The organism is Mycolicibacterium austroafricanum, from assembly GCF_902705885.1.
GTDB classification, from domain to species: domain Bacteria; phylum Actinomycetota; class Actinomycetes; order Mycobacteriales; family Mycobacteriaceae; genus Mycobacterium; species Mycobacterium vanbaalenii_A.
The window spans coordinates 191,603-210,954 of record NZ_CACSIP010000034.1; the positions used below are offsets into that span (position 1 = coordinate 191,603).

Consider the following 19,352-nt stretch of genomic DNA (forward strand, 5'->3'; position numbering starts at 1 on the left):
CATCATCGCAGTGGGCAAAGACAAGCGCATGACTTCGGGCGGTTCCGTGGGTCCGCGGTCACCGCAGCACCACGACGACCTTGCCTTTCGCGGTCCGGTCCTCCAGCGAGGCGATCGCCTCGGCGGCCCGCTCGAGCGGATACACCACCGGCTCCGGCGCGGACACGGCGCCCGAGGCCAGCAGCGGCTCCAACTCCGCCCACTGCTCCTGCAGGTAACCGGGATGGCTCAGCGTCCACGCTCCCCAGCCGACACCGACGGCGTCGACGTTGTTGAGCAGCAGCCGGTTCACCTTGATCGTGGGGATCTCCCCGCCGGTGAACCCGACGACGAGCAATCGTCCGCCGGGAGCCAGCGAACGCAGCGAGTCGGTGAACCGGTCCCCGCCCACCGGGTCGACGACGATGTCCACCCCGCGCCCGCCGGTGAGTTCCTTGACGGCGTCCTTGAAACCGTCGGCCAGCACCACGTCGGTTGCCCCCGCCGCGCGGGCGACATCGACCTTGTCCTCGTTGCTGACCACGGCGATCACCCGGGACGCGCCGAACGGGGGCGCCAGTCGCAGGGTGGAGGTGCCGATACCGCCGGCGGCGCCGTGTACGAGCACGGTCTCACCGTCGCGGAGTCTGCCGCGGGTGCGCAGCGCGAAGTGCACCGTCAGGTCGTTGAACAGCAGCCCGGCGCCCGCCTCGAACGACACCGAGTCCGGCAGTTTGAACAACCTTTCCGGTTGCAGCGCAACGACTTCGGCCATCGCGCCGAAGAGCATCGTCAGACCGGCCACCCGGTCGCCCGGCGCCACGGGTGCGCCATCGGGTGCGCTGCGCACCACCCCGGCGATCTCGGCTCCGGGGGTGTAGGGCAACGGCGGCTTGTACTGATAGAGCCCGCGGGACTGCAGTGCGTCGGGAAACGCCACCCCCGCGGCGTGGACGTCGACGATGACCGTGTCGTCCCCGGCGGCGGTTGCGGCGGGTTCGTCGATCTCCACCACCTTGGCGGCCTGCGGTCCCTCGAGTTCGGCGATCTGAATGGCGCGCATCAGACCATTTAACTGCACCGTCGCCGGCCACCCCGGCCGGTACAGTCACCTCACCGGCAAAGTCGCCGGATCCAGGGAGTGCACAGGGAGCGCGGATGGCACGAGGCGGTAGCGCCCGGTTGCGGCGCGCGTTCGCCCCAGCCCAGGAACTGCCCCGGGGCCGTGTCGTCGACGTCCGGTCCAGGGACGGCGTGCGGCTGCACACCGAGGTGTTCGGACCCGAGGACGGATATCCGATCGTGCTGGCGCACGGCATCACCTGCGCCATCCGGGTCTGGGCCTATCAGATCGCCGACCTGGCCCAGCACTACCGGGTGATCGCCTATGACCACCGCGGCCACGGCCGCAGTGCGGTGCCGCCGCGCCGGGGCGGGTACAGCCTGGACCACCTGGCCGCCGATCTGGATGCCGTGCTCGACGCGACCCTGGCGCCGGAGGAGCGCGCCGTCATCGCCGGCCACTCCATGGGCGGGATCGCGATCAGCTCGTGGTCGGAACGGTATCCGCACCGTGTGGCGCAGCGCGCGGACGCGGTGGCGCTGATCAACACGACCACCGGTGACCTGCTGCGCAACGTCAACCTGCTGCCCGTGCCTGCGACGCTGGCAGAGGCCCGGGTACGGGCGGCGGGTTCCCTGCTCAAGACGTTCGGGGCGGCGCCGCTGCTGCGCGCCGCCGACCGTCCGAGTCGCCGTTTCGTGTCGACGATCGCGGTGGGCCGCGATGCCGACCCGGCGGTCGTGGACTTCGTCTTCGAGCTGTTCAACCGCACCGCGTCGGCCGGACGCGGAGGGTGGGCGCGGGTGCTGGTCGACCACCTCGGTCCGAGGCACATCGCGCTGACGAACCTCACGGTGCCGACGCTGGTCATCGGCAGTCAGCAGGACCGGCTGCTGCCCATGGTGTCGTCGCGCCGGATCGCGGCCACCGCGCCGAACCTGGCCCGCTTCGTCGAGCTCGCCGGCGGGCACTGCGCGATTCTGGAGCGACCGGACGACGTCAACGAACACCTGCGGTGGCTGGTGGAGGAGGCGACGGGGGAAAGTCAAGCTGGGGCGAGCGAAGCGACGGGGGAAAGTCAAGCTGGGGCGAGCGAAGCGACGGGAGAGGTTCAAGCTGGGGCGAGCGAAGCGACGGGAGAGATTCAGGAGCGGCGGATCAGCTCCTGATGCGCCTCGGCGGCCGCCCGCATGCCGGAGCGCACCGCCCCGTCCAGAAAGCCCGTCCACTCGTCGGCGGTCTCGGTGCCCGCCCAGAAGATGGCGTCCACCGGGGCGCGCAACCACCGCCCGTGTCTGGTCCACGAGCCGGGCGGGACCGCCGCGGTCGGCCCACCGGGCGCGAACTGTTCGGTGCCCCAGCAGTGGTCGAGGTAGTCCAGCGGATGCGCCGCGGCGTCGCCGAACAGCGCGGCGAACCCGGCGAGGGCGACCTCGCGCCGCTTCTCGCCGGGCAGTGAGTCGAAGACGTTGGCATCGGTGAAACCCAGCAGGATTCCGGGGCCCGCGGGGCCGGGGCTGACGTCGAAGGTGATGAACACCGGCCCCTCGTCGGACAGCGCCTCACCCGAGTGGCCGTGGTCCCGCCAGAACGGGGTCTGGTAGGCCGCGTAGGCCTTGCTCAGGCGTCCCTGCGGCCAGTGCCGCGCCAGCTCGCGGTGCTCGGGCGGGAGTGCGGGCTCGAACTCGATACCGGCGCGGTGGGCCGGTGGGATCGCGACGACGACCGCGCGGCCGCTGAACTCACCGCCTGCGGTCGCGACGGTCAGGGTGCTGTCGGGGCGGCGTTCGATGCGCTGCACCGGTGCGCCGAGCACGACACGGTCGCCGAGTTCGTCGGCCATCCGGACCGCGATCTGCTGAGTTCCCGCCGGGAAGCGGTCCTGTTGGGCGCCGCCCTCGACGTCGAGCATGCGACCCAGACCGCCCGCGGCCTTGACGTAGCGCACCGCATGCAGCAGGGAGACCGCGCGGGGTTCACAGCCCCACGTCACCCGCGCCATGATCGCCATCAGGTCACGTGTCGAGGCCCCGGCGTGCACCGAGCGCAGCCAGTCATCGAGGGAGATGGCGTCGAGATCCGCGGCGATCGGCGAGGCCCACGGCTCGGCGACCGGGACCTTCTTGCTGATCCGGTCGAACCGCCACTGGATCCGCGACACGTCGAGCAGTTCGATGATCGACAGCCGGGGGATGGTGCTGCGATAGGACCGCACCCGGCCACGCCAGCGGATCAGGTTCTTGCCGCGGCCGTAGGTGGGGACCGACTCGCAACCCAGCTCGGCGGCCAGCGCGAGCACCGCGTCCTGCGTCGGCCCGACGAACGTCGCACCGAGGTCGACGGGCACCCCGGCCAGGTCGGCGGTGTAGGACCGGCCGCCGACACGGTCGCGACCTTCGAGGACCACGACGTCGTGCCCGAGCCGGGTGAGCTCACGTGCCGCGGACAGTCCCGCGAAACCCGCTCCCACGACAACGACGTCGGCCATCTCCCCATCGTTGCGGATTCGGCGTGGAAACGTGCGCGTAGCGGCGATTCGCACGCCGAAATCGACCTGAATTCATCGACGCGGCGAGGGGTTGACCCATATCGTGGTACGTGACCGGACCAAAGGAGCTTGCGGATGCACGGGAATCATGGCGACCCGGACTACACCGATGTGCTGATCATCGGCGCGGGGATCTCCGGGATCGGGGCTGCCTACCGCATCAAGGAGCGCAATCCGGCGATGAGTTACCGGATCCTCGAGCGGCGGTCGCGCATCGGCGGCACCTGGGACCTGTTCCGTTATCCGGGCATCCGGTCCGACAGCGACATCTTCACGCTATCGTTCCCGTGGGAGCCCTGGACGCGCCCGGAGAACGTCGCCGACGGTGAGTACATCCGCGAGTACCTGACGTCGACGGCGCACAAGCACGGGATCGACCAGCACATGCAGTTCGACACGTATGTGAAATCGGCCGAATGGGACTCCGCGACCGACACCTGGACGCTGCACGCCGAGCAGGATGGCCAGGAGCGGGTATTCCGGTCGCGCTTCGTGTTCTTCGGCACCGGCTACTACAGCTACGACGACCCCTACACGCCCGAGTTTCTCGGAATCGACCGGTTCCGGGGCGAGGTGGTGCACCCGCAGTTCTGGCCCGACGACCTCGACTACTCGGGCAAGCGGGTGGTGGTGATCGGCAGCGGAGCCACTGCGATCAGCCTGATCCCTGCCCTGACGGAGAAGGCCGCACACGTGACGATGCTGCAGCGGTCGCCGACGTACATGATGTCGATGGCGCGCATCGACCCGATGGTGGACTTCATCCGCAGGGTGCTGCCGCGGAAGTTGTCGCACTCGGTGGTGCGGGTCCGCAACGCCGCCTTCCACATCCTGACCTATTTCATGTTCCGCAAGGCGCCGAAGTTCGGGCGCAAGCTGATCCGTAGCCGCGCCAAGGCCGCGCTGCCCGCCGGCTACGACGTCGACGTGCATTTCAAGCCGAAGTACGACCCGTGGGACCAGCGCATGTGTCTGATCCTCGACGACGATCTGTTCAACCGGATCAAAGACGGTCGCGCCGAGGTGGTCACCGACAACATCGACCACGTCGACGAGAACGGCATCGTGCTGAAATCGGGCGGCCGGGTGGATGCCGACGTGATCGTCACCGCGACCGGGCTGCAACTGCAGGCCCTCGGTGGCATCCGGATCGTCCTCGACGACACCGAGATCAAGATCACCGACCGATTCGTCTACAAGGAGTACCTGCTCGAGGATGTGCCGAACATGGCGTGGTGCATCGGCTACACCAACGCGTCGTGGACGCTCCGCGCGGACATGACGGCCAAGGCGTTCGCAAAGCTGCTGGCGTACATGGATTCTCGCGGCTACACCCACGCCTATCCGCATCGTGGTGACGCCCCGATCGCCGAGAAGCCGGCCTTCGACCTGCAGGCCGGCTACATCAAGCGGGCGCCGCACGCACTGCCGAGGTCGGGCACCCGCCGGCCGTGGAACGTGCGGCACAACTATGTGCTCGATGTCATCGACCACCGGTTCGACCGCATCGAGGAGTCGATGGTGTTCGGCCGCGCCCCGGTCCGCGAACCCCGCCCCGCCTGACGCACGCCCTCCCCGCCGGAACGGTATTCCAGCAGGGCTTTTGGCAGTGTAGGCCTGCTGGAATACCGTTCCGGCGGGAAGTCTCCAGGGGCTACGGGGCTAGGGTGAGCCAGTCGGCGAAGCCCGACGGGTCGTGGCGGCCCAGCGCTCCATGCTCGAACAGCCCCCAACCCTCGCGTTCGGTGCCGTCGGCGTCGCGGCACACCGCGCGGCCGACATGATCGATCACGCCGAACCCGGCCCGGCCGACGATCGCCGGGTCGGTCATGTCGTAGGTCAGGCGTTCGGTGAAGTTCGCGCCCTTCCACATTCCGTGGATCCAGTCGGAGTCGCCGCCGTAGCCGCCGCCGACGTGAATCGGCACCGCCAGCTTGGACTCGACATCAAAATGCACGGGGCTGCCGTCGAATGCGGTCGCGTCGACGGTCGCCCCGGTGGGGATACGGGTGCCGGAACGGTAGTGGATCTTCACCCGGGGCCACCCCAGCTGCTCCACCCGACCGTCCTTCCAGATCCGCGTGCAGTCGTTGAGCGACCGGAAACCACGGGGATCCTCCTGGATGATCATCACGATCCCGAAGTCGTCGAACGCCATCGGGATGTAGAGCCACCACATGCCCTCGAACGGCGGGTCATCGGGCCTGCCCGCGGGTTCGGCCTCGCCGACGGGCCGAATGCCCCAGGACCGGTCGCGGGTGCCGATCCAGCGGGCCGGGTCGATCGTGATGTCCTCACCGTCGATCGACAGCTGACCACTCCAGGTGCCGACCTGAGCGAACCGCTGGGCGTCGAGCGTGACCCGGGTGCCCCGCCGCATGATGTGCGGCTGCTCCTGGACTACGTCGAACAGGCCCTCCCAGGTGAGATCGGCAGCGATTCCGTCGGTTTCGCCGAGCACGATCCGCAGTTTGCGCAGCGGTTCGACGACCTCGACGCGGTAGTCGCCGACATGCTGGTTGAGCCGGTCCTGGTCGATCGCGTCCGACAGGTGCACCGCGGTCTGGGTGTCACCGCGCCTCACGAGCAGAAACGCGTCCTTGACACCCAGGTTCGGGTAGTAACCGATCCCGGTGATGACGAAGATGTCGCCGGTGCGGTCGTGGGCGTTGTAGTAGGACCGGTCGTAGAAGTTGCGGTCCGAGGAAGCGGGCCACGCGATCGGCTGGGGTACCTGGTGCACCGGGTATTCGTCCATCGGTCCGAGCATCAGTGGGCTTCTCCGATCAGTCTTTTCAGCAGCGACGCGTGGTAGAAGAGGCTTTCGACGTCGTCGGGCTTCTCGACCTCCCCGAAGCGCACCCGGCGCGCGCCGGTGCGCATGAACACGCAGCACCAGATGACCCCGGAGAACACGTAGAACCAGTCGAGGTCGCCGACCTCGATCCCGGTCAGGTCGCGGTAGGTGGCGCGCACATCCTCCTCGCGCATGAAGTCGGGCATGCCGGGCAACCCGGCCAGCTGGGTCAGCTCCTGGAAAACCATGTGCGCGAACCCGATCCACGCCACGTCGAACTCCCGCGGGCCGACGGTGGCCATCTCCCAGTCCAGCACGGCGACCGGGGTGAAGTCACGGTAGATGACGTTGCCGATGCGGGCGTCACCCCACACCAGCACCGGTTCGTCCGCGGCCACGTCGGCGGGGAAGCGGTCTTCCAGCCAGGCCAGCGCCCGTTCGACCAGCGGGGAGCGGCCGATGTCCGGGACGCTGAACTCATACCAGCCCTTCAGCCATCCGAAGTGGCGGTGCAGTGCGGTCTCGCCGGGTGGATCGACATCCTGCAGAAAGCCGAAGACCTGCTGTGCGTTGGGGATCGAATGCAGTGTGGCCAGCACCTCGACGGTGGTGTCCTGCAGCCGGCGTTGTTGGTCGGCGGGGGCGTCGTGGAGCCAGTTGTCCCCGAAGGTGTACGGCATGACGTCCGGTGGGACGAGTCCGTCGACCCGATCCATCAAGAAGAACGGCCGACCCAGCACGTCGCCGGTGGTTTCGAGCCAGCGGACCCGTGGCACTGCGACGTCGGTCAGCTCGCTGACCAGTCGCATCACCTCGTGCTGGTGGTCGAGGCGGTAGTGCTCGAACACCGGCACGTCGGCCTCGGTGGGCGCCACCCGGGCCACCCATTTCTGTTCGACCAGGTTGCCGGCCTGCTGCCAGCGCCCGGATACCAGGATCGTCTCCGATGACATGCCGTTGGAGTCGACACCGCTTTCCACGGTGATGTCGGGTGAGGCGTCACCCAGCACCGTGGACAGCCATTTCGACAGCGCAGCAGGAACATCCGCCATGTCGCGGCTGGAACGCTGAAGCCGCCCCACTTCCTCGACGGCTGGTTCATTCGTCACGAACAGGTCCTTCCCGCCACCGTTACGCTACCGTGGGTAGCGTTATGAAAGCAGAGCCGTTACCGGTTGACAAGGCCCCGGGCGCTGGGCGGCCCCGGGATCCGCGTATCGACGCTGCCATATTGCGCGCCACCGCGGATCTGCTTGTCGAAATCGGATATCCGAACGTCACGATGGCCGCTGTCGCCGAACGCGCCGGGACCACCAAGACCGCGTTGTACCGCCGGTGGTCGAGCAAGACCGAACTCGTCCACGAGGCCGCGTTCCCGGCCGCTCCCACGGCGATCCAGGCCCCGCCGGGGGATATCGCCGCCGATCTGCGCGCCATGATCGAAGCGGCCCGCGACGTGTTCACCAGCCCGGTGGTGCGCGCCGCGCTGCCCGGGCTGATCGCCGACATGTCGGTCGACCCCGAGCTCAGCGGACGGGTCAGCGCGCGGTTCACCGACCTGTTCGGCGCGGTGCGCGCCCGGCTGCACGACGCGGTGGACCGCGGTGAGGTGCGTCCCGGGGTGGACCCCGACAGACTGGTCGGGCTGATCGGTGGAGCCACGCTGCTGGCGCTCCTGCAAGCCCCTCACGAACTCGCAGGCGCCGCGTGGGTGGACAACACCGCGGCGATCCTGCTGCACGGTGTGGTGGCATGACCTTGTGCCGCGAGCGCGCATGTCTGTACGCCGCCGCGCCGCAAACTGTGGAATTTCGCGCGCGCTCCCGGCGATCAATCGGGACGGATCTGCTCCCGGTTGCGCCGCGACACCGCCTCGAACGCGACATCGAGGGTGTCGAGATCGCGGTGCTGGGCGAAGGCGATCTTCTCCTCGGCTGCCAGCGCCGGACCGGTGACCGCCGAGGCGCCGGTGGTGTAGATCTGCTTGAGGCCACGCATCGTCGCGCGTGGCACATCGGCGATCTGGGAGGCGATCTCGACGGCTCGCTCGAGCAGCAGGTGATGCGCCACCACCTCGGTGACCAGCCCGATGCGCTCGGCGCGTGCGGCGTCGACGACCTCACCGGTCATCGACAGCCGCCGGGCCATCGCCGCGCCGACCACTTGGGGGAGCCGGGCGGTCATCCCGCCGCCGGGCAGGACCCCCACCCGGGCGTGGGTGTCGGCGAACACCGCCCGCTCCGAGGCGATCAGGAAGTCACACCCCAGTGCCATCTCCAGACCCCCGGTGAAGGTGGCGCCGTTGATCGCGCCGACGACCGGGGTGCGCATCTTCGCGACAGCCGCGATGCAACTCTGTGATCTGAACTCTTCGAAGTACGACAACCCGTCGCGCGCCGCTTCTTTGAGGTCGACGCCGGCGCAGAATGCCGGGTCGGTCCCGGTCAGCACCACCGCGCGCACCGACTCGTCCTCGTCGGCGGTCGTCAGCGCGGCGTAGGTCGCCCGAATCAGATCCCGGCTCAGGGCGTTCCGGGCCGCGGGACGGTTCAGGGTCACCACCCGAACCGCGTCCCGGTCGAGGGTCAGCACCAGCTGCTCGGTCATCACGTCCTCATTGGGTGTCAAAAGAACCGATCCGCCGAATTGGCCAGGTCCAGCAGGGGCTGCGGCAGCGCGCCGAGTGCGAACGTGACCGCCGCGGTGACCGTGACGACGGCCGTCGTCAGCGCGCTGGGCAGCACCACCACGGGGGCGTCGTCGGGCCGCTCGGTGAAGAACATCAACACGATCACCCGGACATAGAAGTACGCCGCGATGGCGCTGGCGACCACGCCGACCACCACAAGCGGGATGGCGCCGCCCTCACCGGCAGCCTTGAACACCGCGAACTTGCTGACGAACCCACTGGTCAACGGGATCCCGGCGAAGGCAAGGAGGAACAGCGAAAAGACCACCCCGACAACGGGATACCGTTTGCCCAGGCCCGCCCAGCGCGACATCGCGGTGTCCTCCTCACCCGCGGCGTCACGGACCAGGCTGACCACGGCGAACGCCCCCACGGTGGAGAAGCCGTAGGCGAACAGATAGAACAGCGTGGACGACAACCCGGCTTCGTTGCCGGCGATCACGCCGGTCAGGATGAACCCGGTGTGCGCCACCGCCGAATAGCCGAGCATCCGTTTCACGTCGGTCTGGGTGACCGCGGTGATCGTGCCGACCACCATCGTCAGGATCGCGATCGCCCACAGCACAGGCCGCCAGTCGGCGTGCAACTCGGGCAGCGCCACGTAGAACAGCCGCAGCATCGCACCGAACGCGGCGATCTTGGTGGCCGCGGCCATGAACGCCGTGATCGGGGTCGGCGCCCCCTGGTACACGTCGGGGATCCACGAATGGAACGGCACGGCGCCGACTTTGAACAGCACGCCGACCAACACCAACCCGGTCCCGACGAGGGCCAGCGACGGTTTGCCGGCGCCGGAGGACACTGCCTCGGCGATGCCGTCGAGCGACATCGTGCCCGCGTACCCGTACAGCATCGCCGCGCCGTAGAGAAAGAAGGCCGACGAGAAAGCGCCCAGCAGAAAGTACTTCAGCGCCGATTCCTGCGAGAGCAGACGTCGGCGTCGCGCCAGGCCGCACAGCAGATACAGCGGAAGCGACAGCACTTCCAATGCGATGAACATCGTCAGTAGATCGTTGGCCGCGGGGAACAGCATCATGCCGCCCACCGCGAACAGCGTCAGCGGGAACACCTCGGTCTGGGTGATGCCCGCCCGGGTCGCCAGCTTTTCGTCGACACTTCCCGCGATCGCCGAGGCCTGTGGGGTGAACGCGTCCAACCCGCGGGAATCCGCTGTGCCCGCTGGGTCCGCTGCGCGCGCGGTGTCGTCAGCGGTGTGCCCGATCTGCCGTTCGCCGATCAGCAGCACCCCCAGCACGCCGACCAGCAGGATCGTGCCCTGCAGGAACAACGCGGGCCTGTCGACCGCGACAGAGCCCATCATCGCGGTGAACCCGTTGCCGCCGTCGAGGTCCCGCGCCACCATGACGACAGCGACGAACGCCGCGACCAGCGCAGCCAGGCTCAGGATCACCTGGGCGCCGTAGCGCTGCCGACGGGGCAGGAATGCCTCGACGAGAACACCGACGACGGCCGCGCCGAGAACGATGAGCATGGGGGACAGCAGCCAGTACTCGATGCTGGGGGTGGGGACGTTCATCGCGCCGGGCCTTCCGCCATCCGAGGTGCCGGGTCGGGCTGATCGATGGTCGTCAGCGTGTGGGTCACGGCGGGATTGATGACGTCGAGCGCCGGCTTGGGATACACCCCGAGCACCAGCAGCAGCGCGATCAGCGGAGCCACGACGACGATCTCCCGCGGCATCAGATCATGCAGCTTGCCCTCACCCTGCGCCAGTTCGTCGGGCACCGGCCCGGTCATCATCCGCTGGTACATCCACAGGATGTAGATCGCGGACAACACCAGCGCGCTGGCCGCGAGCACGGCGAACACCGGGTATCGGGTGAAGGTGCCGATCAGCACCAGGAACTCACTGATGAACGGCGCCAACCCGGGCAGCGACAGGGTGGCGAGCCCGGCCACCAGGAAGGTCCCGGCCAGCACCGGCGCCACCTTCTGCACTCCGCCGTAGTCGCTGATCAGGCGAGACCCGCGCTGGGACACCAGGAATCCCGCGATCAGGAACAGCGCTGCCGTCGAGATGCCGTGGTTGACCATGTACAGCGTCGACCCGGACTGACCCTGGCTGGTCATCACGAAGATGCCGAGGATGATGAAGCCGAAGTGTGAGATGGACGTGTAGGCGATCAGTCGCATCACGTCGGTCTGGCCGATGGCCAGCACCGCGCCGTAGACGATGCCGATGACCGCGAGGGTGATGATCAGTGGGCTGAAGAAGGCCGCCGAGTCGGGAAACAGCGGCAAGCAGTACCGGATCATGCCGAACGTGCCGACCTTGTCCATGATCGCCATCATCAGCACCGCACTGGCCGGGGTAGCTTCGACCGCCGAGTCGGGCAGCCAGCGGTGCAGCGGCCACAGCGGTGCCTTGACCGCGAACGCGAACATGAACCCGCCGAACAGCAGGTGCATCACCATCGGGTTGACCACGAACTCGCCGTCGGCCATCGCCGCGACGATCTCGCGGAAGTCGAACGTCCCCGCGGCGAACGCGTCGCTCTGCGCGGTCACCACGTACAGGCCGACGACCGCCGCCAGCATGATCAGACCACCGAACAGGTTGTACAGCAAGAACTTCACCGCGGCGGCGCTGCGGTTCGCACCGCCGAACCCGCCGATCAGGAAGTACATCGGGATCAGCATGGCCTCGAAGAACACGTAGAACAGCAGGATGTCCAGCGACACCAGCGAGATCAACACCATGCCCTCGACGGCAAGTGTCAACGCGAAGTAGATGTGCACCGAGCGGCCGCCCCAGCTGAGCCGATCGCGTGCGTCGTTCCAGCCGGCGATGATCAGCAGGGGCACCAGCACCGCGGTGAGCACCACCAGGGCCAACGCGATGCCGTCGACGCCCAGGATGTAGCCGGTGCCGAAAGACGGTATCCACTGGTGGGATTCGACGAACTGGTACTGCTCGCCGGCGGGGTCGAACCCGACGACCACCACCGCCGTGACGGCCAGCACCGCCAACGACACCGCCAGCGCGGTCCATTTCGCGAGCGCGCGCTGGCCCGATGGCAGCAGCATCACCAACGCCGCGCCCACCATGGGAACCGCCCACAGCACCGTCAGCCACGGCAACGAGCTCACCACAGGTTCACCGCCAGGATCGTCGCGACGACGAGGACCGTGCCGGCGAGCATCGACAGGGCGTAGGACCGGGCGAACCCGGTCTGCAGCCGCCGCAGACCATCGGACACGCGACCCACGACGGCCCCCAGTCCGCTGCCCGCCCCGTCGACCGCCTCGTCATCGATCTCAACCAGCCCCGCCGTGATGACCGCCCCCGGACCCATCAGCACCTTCTCGTTGAACACATCGCCGTAAAGATCCTGTCGTGCCGCCACCGTCAGCGCCGAGCCGGCCGGAACCGCTTCGGGCACCGGCCGTGAGCCGTACATGCGGTAGGCGATGATGATCCCGACTGCGACCACCGACAGCACGATCACCGTGACCACCCAGACCGGCAGCACATGGTGGATCTCTCCGGAGCCGACGACCGGCGCCAGCCAGTGCTCCAGCGTGCCACCGATGGCCAGAGCTGCGCCCGCGGTGACCGAGCCGACCGCCAGCAGGATCATCGGCACCGTCATCACCGCGGGAGATTCATGCGGGTGGATTTGCGGGTTCCAGCGTTTCGGGCCGAAGAACGTCATCAGCATCACCCGGGTCATGTAGAACGCGGTGATGCCGGCGCCCAGAATCGTTGCCCCACCGAGGATCACACCCTTGACACCGCCCGCCCCGAGCGCCACCTCGATGATGCCGTCCTTGGAGAAGAACCCGGCCAGCGGGGGGATGCCGATGATGGCGAGGTAGCCGAGCCCGAACGTCACGAACGTGATCGGCAGTGCTTTGCGCAGTCCGCCGTAGCGGCGCATGTTCACCTCGTCGTCCATCGCGTGCATGACCGAACCGGCGCCCAGGAACAGTCCGGCCTTGAAGAATCCATGGGTCAGCAGGTGCATGATCGCGAACGCATAGCCGACCGGGCCCAGGCCGGCGGCGAGCACCATGTAGCCGATCTGGCTCATCGTCGACGCGGCCAACGCCTTCTTGATGTCGTCTTTCGCGCAGCCGATGACGGCGCCGAACAACAGCGTCACCGCGCCGACGACCACGACGGCGGTCTGCGCATGCGGGGCCAGGTCGAAGACCGGGCCCGAGCGCACGATCAGATACACACCCGCGGTGACCATGGTGGCCGCGTGGATCAGCGCCGACACCGGCGTCGGACCCTCCATCGCGTCGCCGAGCCAGGACTGCAGCGGGACCTGCGCGGACTTGCCGCACGCGGCCAACAGCAGCATCAGCCCGATGGCGGTCAGCGTGCCCTCGGTGAGCACCGGCGCGGCGTCGAACACGGCGCCGAACGACACCGAGCCGACGGCGGTGAACATCACCATCAGCGCGATCGCCAGCCCGATGTCACCGACCCGGTTGACGACGAACGCCTTCTTGGCCGCGGTCGCGGCCGACGGCTTGTGCGACCAGAACCCGATGAGCAGGTACGACGCCAGACCCACACCCTCCCAGCCCATGTAGAGGCCCAGGTAGTTGTCGGCCAGCACCAGCAGCAACATCGCGGCCAGGAACAGGTTGAGATAGCCGAAGAACTTTCGGCGCCCGGCGTCCTCTTTCATATAGCCGATCGAGTAGATGTGGATCAGCGAACCGACGCCGGTGATCAGCAACACGAAGCACATCGACAGCTGGTCGAGTTGCAGGCCGAAGTCGACGCGCAGTTCGCCGACCGGGACCCAGGAGAACAGCGATTCGTGGGTCGTCCTGGTCTCGGCGTCGCGGCCGAGCATGTCGACGAACAGCACTGCCGCACAAGCGAAGGAGGCCACCGCGGCCAACGTGCCCAGCAGGTGACCCCACCGGTCGGAGCGCCGGCCGGACAACAGCAGCACCGCCGCGCCCATCAGTGGGAGCGCGATGACGAGCCACACAGGAACCGTCATCAGTTCCTCAGCAGGCTTGCATCGTCGACGCTGGCCGAGCGTCGGGACCGGAAGATGGTCATGATGATCGCCAGGCCGATCACGACCTCGCACGCGGCGACCACCATCGTGAAGAACGCCACCACCTGACCGTCGAAGTGCCCGTGCATCCGGGAGAACGCGACGAACGCCAGGTTCGCGGCGTTGAGCATCAGTTCCACGCACATGAACATGACGAGCGCGTTGCGGCGCAGCAGGACTCCGGAGGCGCCGATGGTGAACAGCACCACCGACAGGTAGAGGTAGTTCTCGGGATTCACCGGCGGTCACCGCCGCGTGCGCCGTCCTCGCCGTCCGGATCGCCGGGCACTTCGCGCAACTGCAGGATCGCGCTGACCGACAGCTCCGACGCTGACCCGTCGGGCAGCCGGGCGGGCACATCGACGGCGTTGTGGCGCGCGTAGACGCCCGGGTTGGGCAGCGTTGTCGGATGACCGCCGGGTGCGAACCGCTCGGCGGCCCGTTCGCGCTGGGTCTTGCGTCGCTCCAACCGCTCCCGATGTGCCAGCAGCATCGCCCCCAGCGTGGCGGTGATCAGCAGTACCCCGGTCAGCTCGAACGCCCACAGGTAGCGGGTGAAGATCAGCGCTGCCAACCCTTCGACGTTGCCGTAGCTGTTCGCCTCGGCCAGGCCGGCGAAGCCGCTCACCGAGAAGCTGCCGATGCCGGCGATCAACAGGATGCCGAAGCCCACGCCGCTGCCGATCGCGGCAAGGCGTTGGCCACGTAGGGTTTCCACCAGCGAATCCGAGGAGTCGACACCGATCAGCATCAGCACGAACAGGAACAGCATCATCACCGCGCCGGTGTACACGACCACCTGGACCACGCCGAGAAATGGTGCGTCCTGGGCGATGTAGAGCACCGCGAGCGCGATCATCGTGATAGCCAGCGCGATCGCCGAGTACACCGCCTTGGGCGCGGCCACCACGCCGAGCGCGCCTGCCACCGACACCACTGCGAGCACCCAGAACAGCACGGCCTCGCCGGTGGTGGTGTTGCCGGATTCGGTGATGGCAGCCAGGATCTCTGTGCTCAACGCACCTCCTCGGACGGGCTGATGTTGCCGAGGTAGTAGTCCTCGTCGGTGCTGCCGGGCGCCATCTGGTGGGGCGGCTGTTCCATGCCCGGCTGCAGCGGTGCCAGCAACTTGTCCTTGCCCAGGATCAGGTCGGCGCGGTTGTCGTCGGCCATCTCGTAGTCGGTGGTCATCGTCAGCGCCCGGGTGGGGCAGGCCTCGATGCACAACCCGCACCCGATGCAGCGAAGGTAGTTGATCTGGTACACGCGGCCGTAGCGCTCGCCCGGCGAGAACCGCTCGTCCTCGGTGTTGTCGGCGCCCTCGACGAAGATCGCGTCGGCGGGGCAGGCCCAGGCGCACAGCTCGCACCCGATGCACTTCTCCAACCCGTCGGGATACCGGTTGAGTTGATGACGGCCGTGGTACCGCGGGGCCACGGGTCCGGGTTCCTCCGGGTACTCCTCGGTGACCGGCTTCTTGAACATCGAACCGAACGTGACGCCGAAACCTGCGACGGCATCAAGGAACTTAGGCATCTGCGGACTCCTTCGCCGGCATCGGCGGCACCGGGTAGGCGCCGTCGTCGACCGATCGGACGGGTGGTGCGGGGGTCCTGCGTAGATTCCTGGCGCGCACCGCCCGCCATCCAGCGAGCAGCAGAGCGATCGTCGCCACGGCGCCCACCCCGATCAGCCCGGTGGCCCAGGCCTGGTAGCCGGAATCACGCAGAGTACGGGTCGCCGCGACGATCATCGTCCATCCGAGCGCCACCGGGATCAGGATCTTCCAGCCCAGCGCCATGAACTGGTCGTAGCGCATCCGGGGCAGGGTGGCGCGCAACCACATGAACACGAACAGGAACAGCCAGACCTTCGCCGTGAACCACAACAGCGGCCACCAACCGGTGTTGGCGCCATCCCAGATGCTGATCGGCCACGGCGCGTGCCAGCCGCCGAGGAACAGCGTGGTGGCCAGCGCCGACACCGTGGTCATGTTGACGTACTCGGCGAGCATGAACATCGCGAACTTCAACGACGAGTACTCGGTGTGGAACCCGCCGACGAGTTCGCCCTCGGCCTCGGGCAGATCGAATGGCGCCCGGTTGGTTTCGCCGACCATCGAGGTCAAATAGACCAGGAACGACGGCAGGAGCAGGAAGATGAACCACACGTCGTTCTGCGCCGCGACGATCCCCGAGGTCGACATGGTCCCCGCGTAGATGAACACCGTGACGAACGACAGCGCCATCGCGATCTCGTAGGAGACCACCTGCGCTGAGGACCTCAGTCCGCCCAGCAGCGGGTACACCGAGCCCGACGCCCAGCCGGCCAGTACGATGCCGTACACCCCGATCGACGTGACTGCGAGGATGTAGAGCACCGCGACGGGCAGGTCGGTCAGCTGCAGGGCGGTCCGGTGGCCGAACACCGACACCTCGCCGCCCATCGGGATGACGGCGAACGCCATGAACGCCGGGATCACCGCGATGACCGGCGCGGCCAGGTAGATCCACTTGTCCACCCCGGCCGGGATCAGCCCCTCTTTGAGGGCGAGCTTCACGCCGTCGGCCAGCGACTGCAGCAGCCCGGCCGGGCCGACCCGGTTGGGCCCGAGACGCAACTGCATGCGGCCCAGGATCTTTCGCTCGATCAGGATGGCCGACAATACGGTGAGCAGTAAGAAGACGAAGATGCCCAGGGCCTTCGCCAGGATCAGCCACCAGGGGTCGTGGCCGAACAGTGTCGGATCGGGATAGGTCACACCGGTCCCCGTCCGATCGACACCACAGCTCCCAGCGGCACCCCGAGGGTGCGGTGCACCGTACTGCCGGGGGAGTTCAGCGGCAGCCACACCACGCGGTCGTCCATGTCGGTGATCTCCAGTGGAAGCGTGATGGCGCCGCGATCGGTACGCACGGTCACCGGTTCGCCGTCTGCGGCGCCGATCTCGGCGGCCGTCGCCGCCGACAGCCGTACCTGCGGCGGGCGGGCGGTACCGGCGAGGTGGGGTTCACCGTCCTGAAGACGCCCGGCGTCGAGCAGCATTCGCCAGCCCGTCAGCACCGCCTGTCCGCTCTCCGGGTGCGGCGGCGCGCCACCGCACTGCGGCGGCTCGTGGCGGGTGCCCGCCCACAAACCGAGTTCGGCCCGTTCGTCTGCGGCCGCGGCGGGCGTGCGCAGACCCAGATCGACACCGATCTCGTCGGCCAGGAAGTTCAGCACCCGAAGGTCCGGTACCGCGCTGGTGTGCAGCGACGGCTCGAAGGGCCGCAGGCGTCCCTCCCAGTCGACAAACGATCCGGCCTTCTCCACCACCGGCGCAATCGGGAACACTACGTCGGCACGCTCGGTGACCGCACTGGTGCGCAGTTCCAGGCTCACCACGAACGGGGCTGCCTCGATCGCGGCCAGCGCGGCGGCGGGGTCGGGCAGGTCGTCGAGTTCGACGCCGCCGACCAGCAGGGCGCCCAGCTCGCCGTGGCGCGCGGCGTGCAGGATCGCGGCGGTGTCGCGACCCGGGACGTCGGGCAGGGCGTCGACGTTCCAGGCGGTGGCCATCTGTTCGCGGGCCGCCGCATCGGCCACCGGACGCCCGCCGGGCAACAGGTTCGGCAACGCACCGGCCTCCACGGCGCCCCGCTCACCGGCGCGCCGTGGCACCCAGGCGAGGCGCGCTCCGGTGGCCTTCGCAAGGCGGGCCGCGGCCGACAGTGCGCCCGGGCTGGCCGCCAGCCGTTCACCGACCAGGATCAGCGCCCCGGGCATCGTCAGCGATTCGTCGTCGGTCAACCCGTCCAGCGCGGCCGCCTCGCCCGCCGGGCCGGTCCTGATCAGTTGGCCCGACAACTTCGTCAGGCCGAGGCTGGCGAACGGCGCGATCGAGCGCACGCCGAGACCGTACTTGCGCACCGCCTTACGCAGCCGCAGGAAGATGATCGGCGACTCCTCCTCGGGTTCCAGCCCGGCCAACAACACCGTCGGCGCGTCCTCCAGGTCCGAATAGGTCACCGTCATCGGCCGGCCGGCGACGTGGGCGGCGAGGAAGTCGGCCTCCTCGGCGCTGTGCTGCCTGGCGCGGAAGTCGACGTCGTTGGTCCCCAGCACTATTCGGGCGAACTTGGCGTAGGCGTAGGCGTCCTCGGCGGTCGCCCGGCCGCCGACGAGCACCCCGGCCCTGCCGTGCGCGGCCGCCAGGCCCGCCCCGGCGACCGCAAGCGCTTCGGACCACGACGCCGGGCGCAACGACCCGTCCGTTGAACCGGGGTCACGCACCAGTGGCGTGGTGATCCGGTCGCCGACCGTCGCGTAGGTGAAGGCCCACCGGCCCTTGTCGCAGTTCCATTCCTCGTTCACCGCAGGGTCGTCACCGGCCAGGCGCCGCAGCACCTTTCCGCGCCGATGGTCGGTGCGCTGGGCGCAGCCCGACGCGCAGTGTTCGCAGACGCTCGGGCTCGACACCAGGTCGAAGGGCCTTGCCCGGAACCGGTAGGCCGCGCCGGTCAGCGCCCCCACCGGGCAGATCTGCACGGTGTTGCCGGAGAAGTACGACTGGAACGGTTCACCCGGGGCGATCCCGACCTGCTGCATCGCGCCCCGTTCCATCAGCTCGATGAACGGGTCGCCGGCGATCTGATCGGAGAACCGGGTGCACCGGGCGCACAGCACACAGCGCTCGCGGTCCAACAACACCTGCGACGAGACGTTGATCGGCTTCGGGAAGGTGCGTTTGACGTCCTCGAAGCGGGTTTCGGGGCGTCCGTTGGACATCGCCTGGTTCTGCAGCGGGCATTCACCACCCTTGTCGCAGACCGGGCAGTCCAGCGGATGGTTGATGAGCAGCAACTCCATCACGCCGTGCTGCGCCTTGTCGGCGGCCTCGGAGGTGAACTGGGTGCGCACCACCATGTCCGGGGTGCAGGTGATCGTGCAGGACGCCATCGGCTTGCGCTGTCCCTCGACCTCGACCAGGCACTGCCGGCACGCGCCGACCGGGTCGAGCAGCGGGTGGTCGCAGAACCGGGGGATCTGGACCCCCATCAGCTCGGCGGCGCGGATCACCAGGGTGCCCTTGGGGACGCTGACCTGCGTCCCGTCGATGGTCAACGTCACCATCTCGACGGGCGGTGCGTCGTGGCTGTGCTCAGCGAGTGTCATGCGCCCACCCCCGATCCCCTCCGCGAGCAGACACAAAGTCGCACACATTCGACCCGATCGGTGCGAGTTTGTGT

14 protein-coding genes and 2 pseudogenes are annotated in these 19,352 nt (G+C 68.3%); 3 read left to right on the forward strand and 13 right to left on the reverse strand.

Annotation, left to right across the window (positions count from 1 at the left end):
• Window positions 1–58: 58 nt before the first annotated feature.
• Window positions 59–1,042 (reverse strand): NADPH:quinone oxidoreductase family protein, encoded by a 984-nt coding sequence (locus BEMPMBAN_RS21650; RefSeq protein ID WP_159233301.1) that lies wholly within the window; start codon window positions 1,040–1,042, stop codon window positions 59–61.
• A gap of 95 nt (window positions 1,043–1,137) precedes the next feature.
• On the opposite strand from BEMPMBAN_RS21650, the gene BEMPMBAN_RS21655 reads away from it, so the two are divergent.
• Complete coding sequence (locus BEMPMBAN_RS21655) at window positions 1,138–2,211, forward strand: alpha/beta fold hydrolase (RefSeq protein ID WP_159233302.1); 1,074 nt, start codon at window positions 1,138–1,140, stop codon at window positions 2,209–2,211.
• On the opposite strand, the gene BEMPMBAN_RS21660 is transcribed toward BEMPMBAN_RS21655, so the two are convergent.
• On the reverse strand, window positions 2,187–3,530 hold the full coding sequence (locus BEMPMBAN_RS21660; RefSeq protein WP_159233303.1) for a flavin monoamine oxidase family protein: 1,344 nt from the start codon (window positions 3,528–3,530) through the stop codon (window positions 2,187–2,189). The genes BEMPMBAN_RS21655 and BEMPMBAN_RS21660 overlap by 25 nt on opposite strands.
• 135 nt (window positions 3,531–3,665) lie before the next feature.
• Here BEMPMBAN_RS21660 and BEMPMBAN_RS21665 point away from each other — a divergent pair, with 135 nt between their 5' ends.
• The gene (locus BEMPMBAN_RS21665) at window positions 3,666–5,153 is read left to right on the forward strand and encodes a flavin-containing monooxygenase (protein ID WP_159233304.1); all 1,488 of its coding nucleotides are present in this window, start codon (window positions 3,666–3,668) and stop codon (window positions 5,151–5,153) included.
• Between the two features lie 91 nt (window positions 5,154–5,244).
• Here BEMPMBAN_RS21665 and BEMPMBAN_RS21670 read toward each other — a convergent pair whose 3' ends face one another.
• Both BEMPMBAN_RS21670 and BEMPMBAN_RS21675 read right to left on the reverse strand, forming a co-directional pair.
• Window positions 5,245–6,360: an Rv3169 family protein gene (locus tag BEMPMBAN_RS21670; RefSeq protein ID WP_159233305.1), complete on the reverse strand. Its 1,116-nt coding sequence runs from the start codon at window positions 6,358–6,360 to the stop codon at window positions 5,245–5,247.
• Window positions 6,360–7,496, reverse strand: coding sequence for a phosphotransferase family protein (locus tag BEMPMBAN_RS21675; protein WP_159233306.1), 1,137 nt, complete (start codon window positions 7,494–7,496; stop codon window positions 6,360–6,362). Before BEMPMBAN_RS21675 ends, BEMPMBAN_RS21670 begins: the two co-directional genes overlap by 1 nt.
• Window positions 7,497–7,540: 44 nt before the next feature.
• Here BEMPMBAN_RS21675 and BEMPMBAN_RS21680 point away from each other — a divergent pair, with 44 nt between their 5' ends.
• Complete coding sequence (locus tag BEMPMBAN_RS21680) at window positions 7,541–8,143, forward strand: TetR/AcrR family transcriptional regulator C-terminal ligand-binding domain-containing protein (protein WP_159233307.1); 603 nt, start codon at window positions 7,541–7,543, stop codon at window positions 8,141–8,143.
• Between the two features lie 74 nt (window positions 8,144–8,217).
• On the opposite strand, the gene BEMPMBAN_RS21685 is transcribed toward BEMPMBAN_RS21680, so the two are convergent.
• The 9 genes and pseudogenes from BEMPMBAN_RS21685 to BEMPMBAN_RS21725 form a co-directional block, all read right to left on the reverse strand.
• Window positions 8,218–8,994, reverse strand: a complete 777-nt coding sequence (locus BEMPMBAN_RS21685) for an enoyl-CoA hydratase (RefSeq protein WP_159233308.1) — start codon at window positions 8,992–8,994, stop codon at window positions 8,218–8,220.
• A gap of 17 nt (window positions 8,995–9,011) precedes the next feature.
• Entirely contained in the window at window positions 9,012–10,613 is a 1,602-nt protein-coding gene (nuoN, locus tag BEMPMBAN_RS21690) for an NADH-quinone oxidoreductase subunit NuoN (RefSeq protein WP_159233309.1), read from the reverse strand.
• The gene (locus BEMPMBAN_RS21695; RefSeq protein ID WP_159233310.1) at window positions 10,610–12,190 is read right to left on the reverse strand and encodes an NADH-quinone oxidoreductase subunit M; all 1,581 of its coding nucleotides are present in this window, start codon (window positions 12,188–12,190) and stop codon (window positions 10,610–10,612) included. The genes nuoN and BEMPMBAN_RS21695 overlap by 4 nt, the downstream gene beginning before the upstream one ends.
• The gene (gene nuoL, locus BEMPMBAN_RS21700; RefSeq protein ID WP_159233311.1) at window positions 12,184–14,064 is read right to left on the reverse strand and encodes an NADH-quinone oxidoreductase subunit L; all 1,881 of its coding nucleotides are present in this window, start codon (window positions 14,062–14,064) and stop codon (window positions 12,184–12,186) included. The genes BEMPMBAN_RS21695 and nuoL overlap by 7 nt, the downstream gene beginning before the upstream one ends.
• Window positions 14,064–14,363 (reverse strand): NADH-quinone oxidoreductase subunit NuoK, encoded by a 300-nt coding sequence (gene nuoK / locus BEMPMBAN_RS21705; protein ID WP_159233312.1) that lies wholly within the window; start codon window positions 14,361–14,363, stop codon window positions 14,064–14,066. Before nuoK ends, nuoL begins: the two co-directional genes overlap by 1 nt.
• Window positions 14,360–15,142 carry an NADH-quinone oxidoreductase subunit J gene (locus tag BEMPMBAN_RS21710; RefSeq protein WP_159233313.1) on the reverse strand — a complete coding sequence of 261 codons (783 nt, stop codon included), beginning with the start codon at window positions 15,140–15,142 and terminating at the stop codon, window positions 14,360–14,362. Before BEMPMBAN_RS21710 ends, nuoK begins: the two co-directional genes overlap by 4 nt.
• Window positions 15,139–15,770, reverse strand: a pseudogene (nuoI, locus tag BEMPMBAN_RS21715) (NADH-quinone oxidoreductase subunit NuoI). The gene BEMPMBAN_RS21710 and the pseudogene nuoI overlap by 4 nt, the downstream one beginning before the upstream one ends.
• Window positions 15,662–16,885 (reverse strand): annotated as a pseudogene (nuoH, locus tag BEMPMBAN_RS21720) (NADH-quinone oxidoreductase subunit NuoH); the annotation flags it as partial. The pseudogenes nuoI and nuoH, both read right to left, overlap by 109 nt.
• Entirely contained in the window at window positions 16,882–19,278 is a 2,397-nt protein-coding gene (locus tag BEMPMBAN_RS21725) for an NADH-quinone oxidoreductase subunit G (protein ID WP_159233316.1), read from the reverse strand. The pseudogene nuoH and the gene BEMPMBAN_RS21725, both read right to left, overlap by 4 nt.
• Window positions 19,279–19,352 lie beyond the last annotated feature (74 nt).